The sequence below is a fragment of the Pseudomonas nitroreducens genome (assembly GCF_024170165.1).
GTDB lineage: Bacteria > Pseudomonadota > Gammaproteobacteria > Pseudomonadales > Pseudomonadaceae > Pseudomonas > Pseudomonas nitroreducens_C.
In genome coordinates this window covers 63,772-79,725 of sequence record NZ_JALJXP010000010.1, presented here as the reverse complement: position 1 = coordinate 79,725, position 15,954 = coordinate 63,772, and the positions used below count along the sequence as shown (strand labels likewise).

Annotated in this window: 14 protein-coding genes; 4 read left to right on the top strand and 10 right to left on the bottom strand. The window is 65.9% G+C overall.

Translation table 11 applies throughout. The features are described 5' to 3' along the window. Positions 1-344: 344 nt before the first annotated feature. Together J2T47_RS19760 and ampC are read right to left on the bottom strand one after the other, a co-directional pair. Entirely contained in the window at positions 345-1,430 is a 1,086-nt protein-coding gene (locus J2T47_RS19760) for an MBL fold metallo-hydrolase (RefSeq protein WP_437181002.1), read from the bottom strand. Between the two features lie 187 nt (positions 1,431-1,617). Next, entirely contained in the window at positions 1,618-2,757 is a 1,140-nt protein-coding gene (ampC, locus tag J2T47_RS19755) for a class C beta-lactamase (RefSeq protein WP_253450535.1), read from the bottom strand. A gap of 112 nt (positions 2,758-2,869) precedes the next feature. Between ampC and J2T47_RS19750 the strand changes: the two genes are divergently transcribed. Continuing rightward, positions 2,870-3,916, top strand: a complete 1,047-nt coding sequence (locus tag J2T47_RS19750) for an RNA methyltransferase (RefSeq protein WP_253450532.1) — start codon at positions 2,870-2,872, stop codon at positions 3,914-3,916. A 170-nt stretch (positions 3,917-4,086) separates the two neighbouring features. Then, positions 4,087-4,884 (top strand): helix-turn-helix domain-containing protein, encoded by a 798-nt coding sequence (locus tag J2T47_RS19745; RefSeq protein WP_253450529.1) that lies wholly within the window; start codon positions 4,087-4,089, stop codon positions 4,882-4,884. 428 nt (positions 4,885-5,312) lie between these two features. Here J2T47_RS19745 and J2T47_RS19740 read toward each other — a convergent pair whose 3' ends face one another. From J2T47_RS19740 to J2T47_RS19725, 4 genes are all read right to left on the bottom strand, one after another. Continuing rightward, complete coding sequence (locus tag J2T47_RS19740; RefSeq protein WP_253450525.1) at positions 5,313-6,608, bottom strand: NAD(P)/FAD-dependent oxidoreductase; 1,296 nt, start codon at positions 6,606-6,608, stop codon at positions 5,313-5,315. Positions 6,609-6,622: 14 nt separating this feature from the next. Further along, the gene (locus J2T47_RS19735; RefSeq protein ID WP_253450522.1) at positions 6,623-7,708 is read right to left on the bottom strand and encodes a polyamine ABC transporter substrate-binding protein; all 1,086 of its coding nucleotides are present in this window, start codon (positions 7,706-7,708) and stop codon (positions 6,623-6,625) included. A gap of 41 nt (positions 7,709-7,749) precedes the next feature. Continuing rightward, positions 7,750-9,108 carry a glutamine synthetase family protein gene (locus tag J2T47_RS19730; protein WP_253450519.1) on the bottom strand — a complete coding sequence of 453 codons (1,359 nt, stop codon included), beginning with the start codon at positions 9,106-9,108 and terminating at the stop codon, positions 7,750-7,752. 228 nt (positions 9,109-9,336) lie between these two features. Then, complete coding sequence (locus J2T47_RS19725; protein ID WP_253450516.1) at positions 9,337-10,431, bottom strand: polyamine ABC transporter substrate-binding protein; 1,095 nt, start codon at positions 10,429-10,431, stop codon at positions 9,337-9,339. A gap of 221 nt (positions 10,432-10,652) precedes the next feature. On the opposite strand from J2T47_RS19725, the gene J2T47_RS19720 reads away from it, so the two are divergent. After that, on the top strand, positions 10,653-11,426 hold the full coding sequence (locus J2T47_RS19720; RefSeq protein ID WP_253450511.1) for an AraC family transcriptional regulator: 774 nt from the start codon (positions 10,653-10,655) through the stop codon (positions 11,424-11,426). 22 nt (positions 11,427-11,448) lie between these two features. On the opposite strand, the gene J2T47_RS19715 is transcribed toward J2T47_RS19720, so the two are convergent. The 4 genes from J2T47_RS19715 to J2T47_RS19700 all read right to left on the bottom strand — a co-directional run bounded on the left by J2T47_RS19715 (position 11,449) and on the right by J2T47_RS19700 (position 14,997). Continuing rightward, a complete protein-coding gene (locus J2T47_RS19715; protein WP_253450508.1) occupies positions 11,449-12,735 on the bottom strand; it encodes an NAD(P)/FAD-dependent oxidoreductase in 1,287 nt (428 codons plus the stop codon). Then, a complete protein-coding gene (locus tag J2T47_RS19710) occupies positions 12,732-13,475 on the bottom strand; it encodes an amino acid ABC transporter ATP-binding protein (protein WP_253450505.1) in 744 nt (247 codons plus the stop codon). Before J2T47_RS19710 ends, J2T47_RS19715 begins: the two co-directional genes overlap by 4 nt. After that, entirely contained in the window at positions 13,472-14,128 is a 657-nt protein-coding gene (locus J2T47_RS19705; RefSeq protein WP_081516969.1) for an amino acid ABC transporter permease, read from the bottom strand. The genes J2T47_RS19710 and J2T47_RS19705 overlap by 4 nt, the downstream gene beginning before the upstream one ends. A gap of 110 nt (positions 14,129-14,238) precedes the next feature. Continuing rightward, positions 14,239-14,997 carry an ABC transporter substrate-binding protein gene (locus tag J2T47_RS19700; protein WP_253450502.1) on the bottom strand — a complete coding sequence of 253 codons (759 nt, stop codon included), beginning with the start codon at positions 14,995-14,997 and terminating at the stop codon, positions 14,239-14,241. Between the two features lie 177 nt (positions 14,998-15,174). Between J2T47_RS19700 and J2T47_RS19695 the strand changes: the two genes are divergently transcribed. Next, positions 15,175-15,951, top strand: coding sequence for an IclR family transcriptional regulator (locus J2T47_RS19695; protein WP_253450500.1), 777 nt, complete (start codon positions 15,175-15,177; stop codon positions 15,949-15,951). Positions 15,952-15,954 lie beyond the last annotated feature (3 nt).

The window sequence follows — 15,954 nt, the reverse complement described above, 5'->3', positions numbered from 1 at the left end:
CGCGGGCTTCGAGTTTCGCCCCCTCGGGCGACCTACTTTGCCAAACGACGCAAAGTAGGCAAAGGTCTTGCCCCGGACATCCGGTTTTTCGCTTAGGCGAAAAATTCCCTCGTTGAATCGAAGTTTCAGGGGCACGCTGCGAAGGGCCGTCCCTGGCCTATCGCAGCTCTCGCGACATCCATGTCGCTCAACCCCTGAAACTCCGCTTCAACGAGGCCTCCTGAACGGGGCGTTCGGAGTGCGCGGGCGTTTCTCTGGAAGTCTTCAAGAGCCAGAGCCTGCATGGCGTGACGCGGCTTTTCGTAGGATGGGTATCGCTGCGCTCCACGCCATCCTACAAGAGCTCAGCTCTCGCGAGCGGCCCGGCAGCCGCAGCGCGGTGCCGGCGTGCGGGCTTCCTCGGCCACCACGCCGCGCCACCAGCGCTCACCCTGATGGGGCGCCTGGATGTCGATGCGCTCGCCCATCATCGGCGTGGTGACGGTCAACCCGCGCTCGCCGGCAATTTCCAGCACGCGCTCGAAGGGCTCGTACCAGGCGTGCATGGCCAGATCGAAGGTGCCGTTGTGGATCGGCAGCAGCCAGCGCCCGTTGAGGTCCTGGTGTGCCTGCACGGTCTGCTGCGGGTGCATGTGCACATAGGGCCAGTTTTCGTTGTAGGCGCCGGTTTCCATCAGCGTCAGGTCGAAATGGCCGAAGCGCCGGCCAATCTCGGCGAAGCCGTCGAAGTAGCCGGTGTCGCCGCTGAAGAAGATGCGCAGGCTGTCGTCCTCGATCACCCACGAGCACCACAGCGTGCGGTTGCCATCGCGCATGCCGCGCCCGGAGAAATGCTGCGCCGGGGTGGCGGTCAGGCACAGGCCATCCACCGTGGTGCTCTGCCACCAGTCCAGTTGGCGGATCTTCTCCGCTGGCACGCCCCAGTCCAGCAGGCGGTCGCCGACGCCCAGCGGGGTGAGGAAGACTTCCGCACGGGCAGCGAGCACGGCGATGGTGGCGCGGTCCAGATGGTCGTAGTGGTCGTGGGAGAGGATCACCCCGCGAATCGGCGGCAAATCCTGCAGGGCAATCGGCGGCGCGTGGAAGCGCTTGGGCCCGGCGAAGCTGAAGGGCGAGGCGCGCTCGGAGAACACCGGATCGGTCAGCCACCAGCCGCCGCGCAGCTTGAGCAGCAGGGTGGAATGGCCGAGGCGGTACAGACTACGGTCCGGGGCTTGCTCCAGCTCGTCGCGGCTCAGCGCGCGTACGGGTACCGGGGCGCGGGGCACGGTGTTCTTCGGCTTGTTGAAGAGCAGATCCCACAGCACCCTGCCGCTCGGTTCGGGCATCTCGGCCGGGCGCGCCTTGAGGTTGCGGAATCGCCCGGCGATGTATTGCGGCGAGTGGCTGTAGTCGTCGATGGGCGCGCGTTGCAGTGGGAGACGGGGCAAGGCACTGATCCTCAGTGGCGGAATGCGTCAGGGAAGCACGCTACAGGTTCCGCCGCCAGGGAGCATTACCGGCATTTTGATTCAGAACATCACCGTTATCGATAGGGGGCAGGGAGCGTCAGAGTTCCCCTGCAGGAGCGAGCCATGCTCGCGAACCGTATGGCAGCGAAGTGGGAAAGCGGGCGGCTCAGTCGAGCTTCGACAGGATGTCCCAGGCCAGCTTCACCCGCACCTCGTTGGGGTAGTTGCGGTTGGCGAGGATGACGATGCCGCGCTGCTTCGACGGGACGAACGCCACGTAGGCGCCGAAACCGCCGGTGGCGCCGGTCTTGTTCACCCAGACGTCCTGCCGGGGCGGCAGCGGTTTGCGCAGGGGCTTCACCGGCTGGCTCTCCAGCATGCTGCTGCCGTTGTACTGCTGCAGTTCGGCGAGCCTGGGCGGGTAGGCGTATTGCTCCCAGACCAGGTCCTGGGTCATCGGGCCGACCTGGTAGTAGCCCGTGCGGGTGGCATCCACGGCGGCCCGCAGCTTGTCACCGAGCTTCACCTCGCCCAGCTGCACCTGGACGAAACGCAGCAGGTCGCGGCTGCTGGTCTTCACGCCATAGGCCTCGTCGGCAACCAGGTCGGGGTTCACCCGCACCGGCGCATCGTCCTTGTCGTAGCCCTGGGCGTAGATCGCCTGGCGGGTCACCGGTACGTCGATGTGGGTGTTGCTCAGGCCCAGCGGGGCGAAGACGTTGCGCTGCAGGGCGGTCTTGAACGGTATGTCGAGCGCGCGCGCCGTGGCGATGCCGAGCAGGCCGATGCTGGGGTTGGCGTAGGTGCGCTGCGTATTGGCCGGGTACTGCGGCTGCCAGGCCTTGTAGTAGTCGGTGAGCTGCTTCGGCGTCTTCACCTCTTCAGGCAGTTGCAGCGGGAAGCCGCCGCTGACGTGGGTGGCGAGCTGGATCAGCGTCACCTTGTCCAGCGCGCTGCCGCGCAGTTCCTTCAGGTAGCGCGTCGGGCTGTCCTGCAGTTTGAGCTTGCCGCTGGCCTGGGCGAAGCCGGCGAGGGTGGCGGTGAAGGTCTTGCTCACCGAGCCGATCTCGAACAGCGTGTCGCTGCTCACCGGCTGCTTGCTCTCTTTCGAGGCCATGCCGAAGTTGTAGAAATACTGCTGGCCGTGATCGGTGACGCCGATGGCGAGGCCGGCGATGTTCTGCTCGCGCATGACCTGCTGGGCGAGCTTGTTCACCCTGGCGTCGAAGTCCGGCGGGGCGGCCTGGGCGAGTCCGGCGAAGAGCAGAGGGGTGAGAGTGAGCAAGAGCGGGGCGGTCCGGTGCATGACGACTTCCTGGGCAGTGCAATGGGCAGACCCTAGCACCGCTGTGCTCAGGTCTCCAGCCAGACCGGTAGCGCTACGCCGCCGCCCACGGCGGTGGTAGGATTCGCGCCCCATGCGAATCCATGACCTCGACCAACGCCTCGCCGACCTCGGCGCGCTGCCCCTGCACCGCGGACGGATGCTACGCGCCTGGCTGCAGGGGAAATCGCTGGATGCCGGCACCAGGCGCCAGGCCTCCGAGGACTTCCTGCCGCTGAGCGTGCGCAATGGCGTGGCACAGATAGCTGCCGAGCTGGACGCCCTGGCGACCATCCATTCCCGGCATCCCGCTGGAGACAACTCCGAGCGCCTGCTGGTGCGTCTGGCCGATGGGCAGATGGTGGAGAGCGTGCTGTTGCCGCGCGGCGGCGTGTGCGTGTCCACCCAGGTTGGCTGCGCCGTGGGCTGTCGCTTCTGCATGACCGGCAAGAGCGGCCTGCTGCGCCAGCTCTCCACCACCGAGATCGTCGCCCAACTGGTCTTGGCGCGCCGCGTAAGACCGGTGAAGAAAGTGGTGTTCATGGGCATGGGCGAGCCGGCGCACAACCTCGACAACGTGCTGGAAGCCATCGACTACCTCGGCACCGACGGCGGCATCGGCCACAAGAACCTGGTGTTCTCCACCGTCGGCGACCCGCGGGTGTTCGAGCGCCTGCCGCAGCAGCGGATCAAGCCGGCCCTGGCGCTGTCGCTGCACACCAGCAATGCCCAATTGCGCGAACACCTGCTGCCACGCGCGCCGAAGCTGACGCCCGAGGAGCTGGTGGAGCAGGGCGAGGCCTATGCCCGTGCTACGGACTACCCGATCCAGTATCAGTGGACGCTGCTCAAGGGCATCAACGACAGCCAGGAAGAACTCGATGGCATCCTGCGCCTGCTCAAGGGCAAGTTCGGCGTGCTCAACCTGATCCCCTTCAACGCGCTGGAAGGCGACCAGTACCAGCGCCCGGACGGCGAGCGCATCGTCGAGATTGTCCGCTACCTGCACAGCCGCGGCGTGCTGACCAAGGTGCGCAACAGCGCCGGGCAGGATGTCGATGGCGGCTGCGGCCAGCTGCGTGCGCGGGCGACCGAGCTGATCGCCAGCTCCGGTCGGCGGAATTCTCGTCTGAGCGAGTAATTACCGCGCTCCTTTGCTGTTCGAGATCTTGCACGGGTATCGCGACGGTTGTTAGCCTGCCGCATCTGAAAGAACCAGCAGGGCTGGGTATGGCGATCCGGGTTGTCGAAGCACAAGAAGTAGATCAGCAGCGCATAGCCATTCCTGGTTGGGAACAGCAGTACACGCAGATGTCCGCCGGGCGCTTCTCCGGGCGCATCCTGCATGCCGAGGTCGAGGGCATCGAGCTCTTTGAAGAGCAGATGAACCTGCGCGTGGAGCAGGAGTTCCATGCCCCTCCCGGTGCGCTGGTGTTCAGCTTCGACATGTCCGACAACGCGCTCTACCTGCTCGACGGGGAAACCCGCAACGCCTGGGTCACGCCGGAGAACTACCGCGAGGTGGCGGTGGTGATCAAGGAATCCGCGAGCTGGGGCCAGCCGGCCGACGCCTTCGCTGACCTGGTGCTGACGCCGCTGCGCTCGGGCCACTGCCAGTCGGTGGCGACTACGCTGAGCAACCTGCTCACCGGCGCTTCGGCCGGCGACGACCCGATGGATGCGCCGGGTGTGGCGCAGAGCATCGTCTCCCACTGTTTCTCGCTGCTCTGCGAAGCGCCGCTGGAAGAGGGGCGCCGCGCGCGCTCGATCGTCCAGGCCAAACGCGTGGTGCAGCGGGTCAAGGAAGTGGTCAACGACTGCCCCGACGAGCAGTTCGGCATGGCCGACCTCGCCGCCAAGGCGGGTGTTTCGCCGCGTACTCTGCAGCAGTCGTTCCTGCATTACGCCGGCATGCCGCCCATCGTCTGGCTGCGCAACCGCCGCCTGAACGCCGCCCGCCGCGACCTGCTGGCCGCCGCCGAGTCTGGCATGACCGTGGCCGAGGTGGCGATGAAGTGGTCGTTCTGGCACCTGGGGCGGTTTTCCCAGTCTTATTTCGCGCTGTTTGGCGAGTATCCGAAGGTCACCGCCCGGCAGGGGCGCGCCTGATTCCAGGTTGGCGCCGCAGCGGGCGATGAATCATCGCGGACAAAGTCCGCTCCTATGCTGGACGGCTACGTAGGAGCGGACTCCGTTCGCGATTGCTATCCGGTTACTTCGATGTTGGGCCTGGTTCGCGAGCAAGCTCGCTCCTACGAAGAGCGCACCGGAGCCGACCTTGTAGGAGCGAGCTTGCTCGCGAACCCGCTTGGCACCGATGCAACACGTAGGGCGCATAACGCCTGTGGCGTTATCCGCCATTGCGGCGGATAACCCGTTCCGGGTTATGCGCCCTACGGGGCGAGTGATTTCAAGGATGCGGGCGCGTATCGCGTGAGACGCAGCAGCCGATGAATCATCGCGGACAAAGTCCGCTCCTGCGCTGGACGGCTACGTAGGAGCGGACTCCGTCCGCGATTGGCATCCGGCGACGCCGATCAGCCCAGCAATTCCCGCACCCGATACCATGCCATGCCCAGTGCCAGCAGCGGCGAGCGCAGCAGTTTGCCTCCGGGGAAGGTCAGGTGCGGCACGGCGCTGAACAGGTCCAGTCCCTTGCTTTCGCCCTGGTGGATGGCTTCGGCGAGCAGCCTGGCCGACCAGTGCGTGACGTTCAGCCCGTGGCCGGAATAGCCCTGGGCGAAGTACACGTTGGGGTGGCTCTTCAGCCGGCCGACCTGGGGGAAGCGATTGGCGGTGATGCCGATCATGCCACCCCACTGGTAGTCGAGCTTCACCTGCTGCAGCTGCGGGAACACCTTGAGCACCTTTGGCCGCATGTAGGCACCGATGTCCGCCGGGTCGCGCCCGGAGTAGTGGCAGGCGCCGCCGAACAGCAGGCGGCGGTCGGCCGTCAGGCGGTAGTAGTCCAGCCCCACCTTCTGGTCGCACAGCGCCATGTTCTGCGGGATCAGCTGCGCTGCCAGTTCCTCGGACAGTGGCTCGGTCGTCACCACGTAGCTACCGGCGGGCAGTACCTTGCCGGTGAGCCTGGGTTCCAGCTCCTCCAGGTGCGCGTTGCAGCCGAGCACCAGGGTCTTTGCCAGTACGCGGCCCTGGGCGCAGTGCACCACGGCAGTGGTGCCGTGCTCGATGCGCAGCACCGGGCTCTGCTCGAAGATCTGCGCACCGAAGGCCTTGGCCGCGCGCGCCTCGCCCTTCACCAGGTCGAGCGGATGCAGGTGGCCCGAGCCCATGTCGATGTGCCCGCCCGCATAGAGGTCGCTGGCGACCACTTCGCGCATGCGCTCCGGCGGCACCAGACGGGTCTCGTGCGGGTAGTCCGAGGTGCTCAGCGACTCCTGCTCGCGGACCATCGCGGTGTACTGCGCCGGGGTATTGGCCAGCTCGCAGAAGCCCCAGCGCAGGTCGCACTCGATATCCAGCTCACGGATGCGCTCGGCGACCAGGGCCACCGAATCGACACCCGCCTGCTCGAGGTAGTGCACGCCTTCCTCGCCGACGTATTTGGCGAAGCCGCTGACGTCGTGGCCGATGCCACGGATCAGCTGCCCGCCATTGCGCCCGCTGGCGCCCCAGCCGATGCGCCGGGCTTCCAGCAGCACCACGGAGTGGCCCTTGCGGGCCAGCTCCAGGGCCGCGTTCACGCCGGTGAAGCCGCCGCCGATCACGCAGACATCCGCACGCACCTCCCCCGCGAGGGAAGGGTACTGCTGACGGTCGCGGGCGGTCGCGGCGTAGTAGGACGCGGCGTGCTCCTCGGTGTGCTTCATGGCGCTTTCTCGTTTCATTGGTTGAACTTGATCTTGCTCCAGCTGCGGGTCATCAGGCGCATGATCTTGGGCGGCGGCGCCTTGGCGATGTACAGCTTGTCGAGCACGGCCTGGCTCGGGTAGACCTCGGGGTTGTTCTGCATTTCCTCGGGCAGCAGGGTCTTGGCGTCAGCGTTGGCGCTGGGGTAGCCGACGTATTCGCTGATGCCGGCGATCACCTTTGGATCGAGGACATAGTTGATGAACGCCAGGGCCTGCTCCGGATGGCCGGCGTCGGACGGAATCGCCATCAGGTCGAACCACAGGTTCGCGCCTTCCTTGGGAATGCTGTAGGCGATCTCGATGCCGTTCTTGGCCTCCTTGGCGCGGGCGGCGGCCTGGAAGACGTCGCCGGAGTAGCCGAAGGCCACGCAGATGTTGCCGTTGGCCAGGTCCGAGATGTACTTGGAGGAGTGGAAGTAGGTGACGTACGGGCGCACCGCCACCAGCTTGGCCTCGGCCTTGGGATAGTCCGCCGGGTTGGTGCTGTTGGGATCCAGGCCCAGGTAGTTGAGCACCGAGGGGATCATCTCGTCGGGCGAATCCATGAAGGCCACGCCGCACGCCTGGAGCTTCTTGATGTTCTCCGGCTCGAACAGCACCGACCAGGAGTCGATCTTGTCGACGCCCAGCACTTCCTTGACCTTGGCGACGTTGTAGCCGATGCCGTTGGTACCCCACAGGTAGGGCACCGAGTGCTTGTTGCCCGGGTCGTTCTGTTCCAGCAGCTTGAGCAGTACCGGGTCCAGGTGCTTCCAGTTCGGCAGCTGGCTGCGGTCGAGTTCGAGGAACACGCCGGCCTGCACCTGACGGGTCAGGAAGTGATTGGACGGCACCACCACGTCGTAGCCGGAACGGCCGGCCAGCAGCTTGCCTTCCAGGGTCTCGTTGGAGTCGAAGACGTCGTACACCGGCTTGATCCCGGTGGTCTTCTGGAAGCCGGCGAGGGTGTCCGGGGCGATGTAGTCGGTCCAGTTGTAGATGCTGACCGTTGGTGCAGCGTGTGCGGCCGAGGTAAGGGCTGCCAGGGCGAAGGGCGCAAGGGTGCGCAGCAGTCTCATGGGGACTCCCGAATTGTTGTTGTGAAGTCGGTGAAGCGGAATCAGACGCTCAGCAGGAGGAACTCACGCTCCCAGGAACTGATCACGCGCTTGAAGTTCTCGTGCTCGGTGCGCTTGACCGCCACATAGCCCTGGACGAATTTCTCGCCGAGGAATTCCTTGAGTACGTCGCAGTCTTCCATCTGCTGCAGCGCGTCCTCGATGGTGATCGGCAGGCGCAGGTTGCGGCGCTCGTAGGCGCGGCCCTGGACGGCGGCGCTGGGGTTGATCTGCTCGATCATGCCCAGGTAGCCACACAGCAGGCTGGCGGCCAGCGCCAGGTAGGGGTTGGCGTCGGCGCCCGGCAGGCGGTTTTCCACGCGCATGGCGATCGGCGGGGCGGCGGGGACGCGCAGGCCCACGGTGCGGTTCTCTTCGCCCCATTCGACGTTCACCGGCGCGGAGGTGTCTGGCAGGAAGCGGCGGAAGGAGTTCACGTTGGGCGCGAACATCGGCAGCATCTTCGGGATGTACTTCTGCAGGCCGCCGATGTAGTGCAGGAACAGCTGGCTCATGCTGCCGTCTTCGGCGGCGAAGATGTTCTTGCCGGTGGCGATGTCCAGCACGCTCTGGTGGATGTGCATGGCGCTGCCGGGCTCGTCGGTGATCGGCTTGGCCATGAAGGTGGCGCTGACGTCATGCTTGAGCGCGGCTTCGCGCATGGTGCGCTTGAACACGATGATCTGGTCGGCCAGGCTCAGTGCGTCGCCGTGACGGAAGTTGATTTCCATCTGCGCCGGGCCGTCCTCGTGGATCAGTGTGTCCAGGTCCAGGCCCTGCAGTTCGCACCAGTCGTAGACGTCTTCGAACAGCGGGTCGAATTCGTTGGCAGCGTCGATGGAGAAGCTCTGGCGGCCACTTTCCGGGCGGCCCGAGCGGCCCACGGGGGCTTCCAGCGGGAAGTCCGGGTCGCTGCTGCGCTTGGTCAGGTAGAACTCCATCTCCGGCGCCACCACCGGGCTCCAGCCCTTGTCGGCATAGAGCTTGAGCACGCGCTTGAGCACGTTGCGCGGGGAGAGTTCGATGGGGTTGCCGACCTTGTCGAAGGTGTCGTGGATGACCATCGCGGTCGGTTCCAGCGCCCAGGGCACCAGGTAGATGGCGTCCGGGTCGGGCTTGCAGACCATATCGATGTCCGCTTCGTCGAGCAGGTCGTAGTAGATGTCGTCGTCGACGAAGTCGCCGGTGACGGTCTGCAGCAGGACACTTTCGGGGAGTCGCATGCCCCCTTCGCCGAGGAACTTGTTGGTGGGGGAAATCTTGCCGCGGGCGATGCCGGTGAGATCGCTCACCACGCATTCGACTTCGGTGATTTTCTGTTGCTTCAGCCGTTGCTCCAGTTGCTCGGCGGGGGTGGTCATACAAGCCTCGGGCGTTTTTTTGATTTTATAAAAGGGGGATTTTGTAATGGGTGCACGTGCAGCGTGTTGCTGCCAGCGAGGCTAGTGTCGGCCGGAGGCACGACCGCGTTCTATCCACTTTCCGCAAGGCTTGGGAATCGCCGTGAAAAAGGCGCCCGTTCGAATGCAGAACAGCCCCGGGCGCCAGGGGCGGCCGGGGCTGTTGCGAAGAAGTGGAGGTGTCGGGAATCAGACCCCGGACTTGATCCGGCTCCAGTTGCGGGTGATCAGGCGCAGGATCGACGGGCTCGGCGGCAGGCTGACGTACATGCCCTTGACCAGTTCGGCGTTGGGGTAGACCGCCGGATTTTCGCGGACTTTCGGGTCCATCAGCGCCTTGGCCGGCACGTTGGCGTTGGCGTAGTGCAGGTAGTCGCTGGTCCTGGCGATCACGTCCGGGCGCATCAGGTAGTTGATGAAGGCATGGGCACCCTCGGGGTTGCGCGCGTCCTTGGGGATGGCCAGGTTGTCGAACCAGATGTTGGTGCCTTCCTTCGGCACGCTGTACTCGACGTCCACCGAGCCGCCGGCTTCCTGTGCGGTCTTCTGCGCCTGCAGCACGTCGCCGGAGAAGCCGATGGCCACGCAGATGTTGCTGTTGGCGAGGTCGGCGATGTACTTGGTGGAGCTGAAGTAGGTGACCGAGGACTTCAGGCTTTCCAGCAGCCTGGTGCCGGCTTCGTAGTCCGCCGGGTTGTTGCTGTTCGGGTCCTTGCCCAGGTAGTGCAGGGCCAGCGGCAGGATCTTCGCCGGCGAGTCGAGGAAGGCCACGCCGCAGCCCTTGAGCCTGGCCAGGTTCTCCGGCTTGAACACCAGGTCCCAGGAGTCCAGCGGCGCGTCGGCGCCCAGCGCGGCCTTGACCTTGACCGGGTTGTAGCCGATGCCGACGGTGCCCCAGAGGTAGGGCACGGCGAAGCGGTTGCCCGGGTCGGACTGGGCCACGCGGGCCAGCAGGTCGGGGTCGAGGTTCTTGCGGTTGGGCAGCAGCGCGTCGTCCAGCGGACGGTAGACGCCGGCCTTGAGCTGGCGGGCGAGGAAGTCCGCCGAGGGCACCACCACATCGAAGCCGGAATGCCCGGTGAGCAGCTTGGCTTCCAGCACTTCGTCGGATTCGAAGGCGTCGAGCACCACCTTGATTCCGGTTTCCTTCTGGAAGTCCGCCAGTACGGTCGGCCCGATGTAGTCGGCCCAGTTGGCGAAATGCACCTCTTGCGGCGCCGCCAGCACCGGCAACGCGGCACCGGCCAGCAGGCCGGCCAGACAACCCAAAGCACGCTTGTTCATCTTCACTCCTGGAGGACGCCGGCTAGCGCGGCGCCAATGCGATCGGCAGGTGGGAAACGGGCCTTGTTCTGTTGTTTTCGGCCCTGGCCGAAAACTAGGCGCGGCGCGGCTTTGCGTCGTTCTTCCGTGCACGGGCGGAATCGGCGATGCTGCTGCGGACCCGCGGCACTGTGCAGCGCGCAGCCTGCGCCTTACGCTGCGGCCCAGGCGGAGGGAAAACCATGAACGATGAAACCGAGCGCACCCGCGAAGTGGTCACGCGCTACCACCAGTGCTGGATGAACCGCGACGTCGAGGGCGTGCTGGCGATGTTCCATCCGCAGGTGCAGTACTGCGACTTCTACAACGACCTGGAAATCCCCGCCAGCGAACTGCCCGGCTACATCCGCACAGCGATGCCGCGCAGCCCGCAGCACCATATCGAGCACATCGACCAGATTCGCGCCGATGGCGACACCGCGTTCATCCAGTACCGTTCGCGCCTGACGCTGCGGCGCAGCAGCCGGCTGGCCTCGTTCCGTGCCAGCGAGGCGATCACCGTGCGCGACGGGCTGATCTGGCGCGTCCACGAGTACGCCACGCCAGTGCGCGAGCAGCGCGAGGAGGGCGTCAAGGACCAGCGCCGCCTGGGCCTGAACTCCGCCCAGGTGGGGAAGATGCTGCTGGATATCGAATCCTACTTCGGCAGCGCCCATCCTTATCTTGACCCGGAGATGGACCTGGAACGCCTGGCGCGGGCGACCGGCTACACGCGCAACCAGATTTCCTACCTGCTCAACCAGGTGCTCGGGCAGAGCTTCTACCGCTACCTGAACCAGGCGCGCATCGGCCATCTGCTGGAGCGCCTGCGCGAGGAGCCGGCAGCGCGCATCGATGAACTGGCGTTCGCCGTGGGCTTCAATTCGCTGTCGGTGTTCTACCGCTGCTTCCGCGAGCACACCGGGCAGCCGCCACGCGCTTACCTGGCGGCGCTGCAGGAAGGCAGTCCGGCCTGACAAGGCGTCAGGCCGGGACTCGTCAGAGAACGGCGTCGAGCAGGCGGTACCAGGCGATACCCACGCCCAGGTACAGGCGCTGCAGGCCGTGGAAAGGAATCGGCCGTACCGGCGTGACCGGGAAGGGGAAGTCCTTCTCACGGTCCAGCAGGCGTTCCGCCAGGTGCCGGCCGAGGGTGGACGCCATGGCGATGCCGCGACCGTTGTAGCCCAGCAGGATGCTCAGGTTCGGCGCCGGTTCGTGCAGCCGCGGCATGAAGTCCGGGGTCAGCGCCACGCGGCCACTCCACTGGTACTCGAACTCGACCTCGGCCAGCTGCGGGAACAGCCCCAGCAGCGAGCGCTTGAGGTGCAGCCAGTCGCCGGGCGAACGCGGCTCGGCGAACGGCCCGCGACCGCCCAGCAACAGCCGGCCACGGGCGTCCTGCTTGAAGTACAGCAGCAGCCGCCGCGCATCCGAGCAGACTTCGCCATTGGGCAGCACGCTGCGCCGCAGGTGGTCCGGCAGGGGCCTGGTGGCGACGATGAAGCTGTTGGCGGCGATCACCGTCTGCCGCAGTTTCGGCCAGAGGTCATCGGTGTAGCCGTTGGTGGCGAGGATCAGCCGTTCGGCGGTCACGCTGTGCCCACTGTCGGTGCCGAGTTGCCAGCCGCTGCCGTGACGACGCAGGTCACTCACACGGGTATGGCCGTGGACAGCAGCGCCTTCGTTCAGCGCAGCACGGGCCAGCCCGCGCACGTAGCTCAGCGGCTGGACGCTGCCGGCGCGCGGGTCGACCCAGGCGCCGAGGTAGTCATTGCTGCCGATGCGTTGTGCGACGCTGGATTTGTCCAGCATCTCCACCGGCACGCCGCGCTGGCGCCATTGTTCGGCGCGCTTCTCGATGGCGCGCAGGGCGGCCGGCGAGGCGGCGGGCTGGATCCAGCCCTTGCGGGTGGCTTCGCAGTCGATGTCGTAGCGGCGGATCAGCTCGAAGACTTCATCGGCCGCACCGCCGGCGACTTCGATCAGGCGCTCGGCCTTGTCGCCGCCGAACATCCGGCGCAGGTCATCCGGGTCATGCTTGAGGCCGGGGATCACCTGCCCGCCGTTGCGCCCGGAAGCGCCCCAGCCCGGCTCGCCGGCATCCAGCACGCAGACCCGCACGCCGTTGCGGGCCAGGTGCAGGGCGGTGACCAGCCCGGTGTAGCCGGCGCCGACGATGGCGACGTCGACCTGCTTGTTCTCAGCCAGCGCCGGCGTGGCCGGGCCGGCGTTCGCAGTGGCTGCCCAGAGCGAGGGCGGCAGTGCCAGGGGCTGGGCGTTCATGCCTGGCCCCCATCGGTGTTGAGCAGACGGCGGAGGAATTCCTGGGTGCGCGGCTGGCTCGGCGCGCCGAGCACATCCTTGGCCGCGCCTTCCTCGACGATGCGCCCGCCATAGAGGAAGCACACCTTGTCCGCCACTTCGCGGGCGAAGCCCATCTCGTGGGTCACCACCACCATGGTCATGCCTTCGTCGGCCAGCTTGCGCATCACTGCCAGCACTTCGCCCACCAGTTCCGGGTCCAGCGCCGAGGTTGGCTCGTCGAAGAGAATTGCCTTCGGCCGCATGGCCAGGGCACGGGCGATGGCCACGCGCTGCTGCTGGCCGCCGGAGAGTTCGTCCGGGTAGGCGTCCATGCGGTGGCTCAGGCCGACCTTTTCCAGCAGGGCGCGGGCGTGCGCGCGGGCTTCGTCCGGGCGTTCCTTCTTCACGTAGACCGGGCCTTCCATCACGTTCTGCAAGGCCGTGCGGTGGGGGAACAGGTTGAAGCGCTGGAACACCATCGCCACCTGGGTGCGGATTTCATGGATGGAGTGGGCGTGGCGGTCGACGCGCTCCTGCCCGACCAGGATGTCGCCACCCTCGTAGGTTTCCAGACCGTTGATGCAGCGCAGCAGGGTGGACTTGCCCGAGCCGGACGGGCCGATCAGGCACACCACCTGGCCGCTGTCCACCGACAGATCGATGCCTTCGAGAACGCGGGTGCTGCCGTAGCTTTTGTGCAGCGACTGGATACGGATCATGCTTTCTTCCTCGTGGCGATGCGCGCTTCGAGGCGGCGCAGGGCGTACGACAGCGGCAGGCTCAGGGCCAGGTAGAGCAGGGCGACCAGGGTGTAGACGGTCATGTTCTCGAAGGTCGAGGAGGCGATCAGCTGGCCGGCGCGGGTCATCTCGGCCACGGTGATGGTGGACACCAGCGAGGAGTCCTTGAGCATCATCACCAGGGTGTTGCCGTAGGGCGGCAGGGCGATGCGGAAGGCCTGCGGCAGCACCACCCGGCGCATGATCATCGGACCGCGCATGCCCAGTGACTCGGCGGCTTCGATCTGGCCCTGCTGGATGGCCTGGATGCCGGCGCGGAAGTTCTCCGCCTGGTACGCCGAGTAGGCGATGCCCAGGCCGATGATGCCGGCCTGCATGGCGGAAAGCTGCACGCCGAAGTCCGGCAGCACGAAGTAGATGTAGAACAGCTGCACGATGATCGGCAGGCCGCGGATCACGTTGACCACGGAGATGCCGAACAGCGCCACGGCGCGGACTTTCGACACCATCATCAGGGCGAAGGCCAGGCCGATGAGCGAGCTGAGCAGGAAGGACGCAATCGTGACCTGCACGGTGACCACCGCGCCACTCAGGAGAATGGGCAGGAAGTCCAGAGCATTCTGGAGAAACATGGGAGGTGTCCGTGAGCGTGAATCTGAGGGCGGCCGTTACCCTTCACCGGGCGCGGGGGCCGGCGAAAGGTACGGGTAAGTCTTGGTAGCGGCGTGAGGAAGGGCGGACGTCAGTCCAGGTGCCACTTGCCGATGATGGCGGCGAGGGTGCCGTCGGCCTTGATGCTGGCGATGCCCTGGTTGACCTGGGCGAGCAGCTGCGGGTCGCCCTGGCGCAGGATCAGGCAGACTTCGCCCTTGATCTGCGGCTGGTAGCTGTCCACCAGGCGGACTTTCTTCAGCGTGCCCTTGGCCATCTGGTAGGCGAGGATCGGGTGGTCGCCGAAGCCGGCCTTGATGCGGCCCAGCGCGAGGTCGCGGGTGAGGTCGGCGAGGGAGTCGTAGCCGCGCACTTCCTTGAAGATGCCGCGCTGGTTGAGCTTGTCGATGAAGATGGTGCCGACCTGGGCGCCGACCACTTCGCCCTTGAAGTCATCCATGCTGGTGTAGGCCTTGTCGTCGTCGGCGCGTACCACCAGGCCCTCGCCGTATTCGAACACCGGGTCGGAGTACTGCACCACCTTCTCCCGTTCGGGCGTGCGCAGCATGGCGGCGGAGATCAGGTCGATCTTCTTCGCGGTGAGCGAAGGAATCAGCGCGGCGAAGGTGGTCTGGGCGATTTCCACCTCGAAGCCGCCGGCCTTGGCCACGGCCTGGGCGGAGTCGACCATCATGCCCTGGATGCTGTTGGTCTTGACGTCGAGGAAGGTGAAGGGCACGCCGGTGGCGGTAGCCCCGACTTTCAGAGGTTCGGCCTGGGCGGCGAAAGATGCAGCGCAGCTGGCGACGAGCGCGAGGGCGCAGGAAAACACGCGGAGGCGAGGATGCATTGGTGAACTCCCATTTGACGCGGATTGTTGTCTTTATGCGTTATGGATGGCCTCGAGTATCGGCAGGAGGCGTTGGCTGCAATATAAATGATTTACAAGAATCGTAAAGAGATTTATAAATATCGCATATCGATATTCAATGCCTGATAAAGGCGAGTTCCTTGCCAAGGACGAGACATGAGTGACAACGAAAACAGCCTGTTCAATCAGTCGCTGGAAAAGGGCCTGGCCGTGCTGCGCGGATTCAATGCGAGCAATCGCACCATGAACCTGGCCGAGGTGGCCGAGGCCGCCGACATCACCAAGAGCTCGGCGCAGCGGATGATCCACACGCTCGAAGCGCTGGGGTACGTCAGCAAGCACCCGCAGACCAAGCGCTTCCAGCTGACCCCGCAGGTGATGGAGATCGGCTACAACTACCTCGCCGCCGACACCCTGGTGGACGTCGCCAATCCCTTCCTCGCCGAGCTGGCGCAGACTACTGGCGAGACCACCAACCTCACCGAGCCGGTACGCACCGACATGCTCTACGTGGCGCGCTTCGTCGGGCCGAAATTCATCCCGATCCACCTGCCCATCGGCAGCCGCATTCCCATGTACTGCACCGCCTCGGGCCGCGCCTTCCTCAGTGCGCTGAGCGATGACGAGGTGCTCGAGCTGCTGCAGGGCAGCGACCTGTCGAGCCACACCCAGTACACCCGCACTTCGCTGGAGGAAATCCTCGCGGAGATCGCCGAGATTCGCCGCAAGGGCTATGCGATCAACAGCGAGGAGCTGTTCCTCGGCGACATGGCGGTGGCCGCCCCGGTGCGCAACAGCCAGGGGCGGCCGGTGGCTTCGGTGCACGTGGTGGCGCCCACCAGCCGCTGGACCCGCGAGGACGCCGAACGCCGCCTGGCGCCGGCGGCCATCGAGTGCGCGCGGGCCATCAGCACCTCGATCCGGACGCTCTGAGGC

Excerpts from the sequence above, each read along its gene's own strand:
- J2T47_RS19700 (WP_253450502.1), bottom strand. The coding sequence starts at position 14,997 with ATGCATCCTCGCCTCCGCGTGTTTTCCTGCGCCCTCGCGCTCGTCGCC.
- J2T47_RS19745 (WP_253450529.1), top strand. The coding sequence starts at position 4,087 with ATGTCCGCCGGGCGCTTCTCCGGGCGCATCCTGCATGCCGAGGTCGAG.
- J2T47_RS19720 (WP_253450511.1), top strand. The coding sequence starts at position 10,653 with ATGAACGATGAAACCGAGCGCACCCGCGAAGTGGTCACGCGCTACCAC.
- J2T47_RS19710 (WP_253450505.1), bottom strand. The coding sequence starts at position 13,475 with ATGATCCGTATCCAGTCGCTGCACAAAAGCTACGGCAGCACCCGCGTT.
- J2T47_RS19725 (WP_253450516.1), bottom strand. The coding sequence starts at position 10,431 with ATGAACAAGCGTGCTTTGGGTTGTCTGGCCGGCCTGCTGGCCGGTGCC.
- J2T47_RS19695 (WP_253450500.1), top strand. The coding sequence starts at position 15,175 with ATGAGTGACAACGAAAACAGCCTGTTCAATCAGTCGCTGGAAAAGGGC.
- J2T47_RS19730 (WP_253450519.1), bottom strand. The coding sequence starts at position 9,108 with ATGACCACCCCCGCCGAGCAACTGGAGCAACGGCTGAAGCAACAGAAA.
- J2T47_RS19740 (WP_253450525.1), bottom strand. The coding sequence starts at position 6,608 with ATGAAGCACACCGAGGAGCACGCCGCGTCCTACTACGCCGCGACCGCC.
- ampC (WP_253450535.1), bottom strand. The coding sequence starts at position 2,757 with ATGCACCGGACCGCCCCGCTCTTGCTCACTCTCACCCCTCTGCTCTTC.
- J2T47_RS19735 (WP_253450522.1), bottom strand. The coding sequence starts at position 7,708 with ATGAGACTGCTGCGCACCCTTGCGCCCTTCGCCCTGGCAGCCCTTACC.
- J2T47_RS19705 (WP_081516969.1), bottom strand. The coding sequence starts at position 14,128 with ATGTTTCTCCAGAATGCTCTGGACTTCCTGCCCATTCTCCTGAGTGGC.
- J2T47_RS19750 (WP_253450532.1), top strand. The coding sequence starts at position 2,870 with ATGCGAATCCATGACCTCGACCAACGCCTCGCCGACCTCGGCGCGCTG.
- J2T47_RS19715 (WP_253450508.1), bottom strand. The coding sequence starts at position 12,735 with ATGAACGCCCAGCCCCTGGCACTGCCGCCCTCGCTCTGGGCAGCCACT.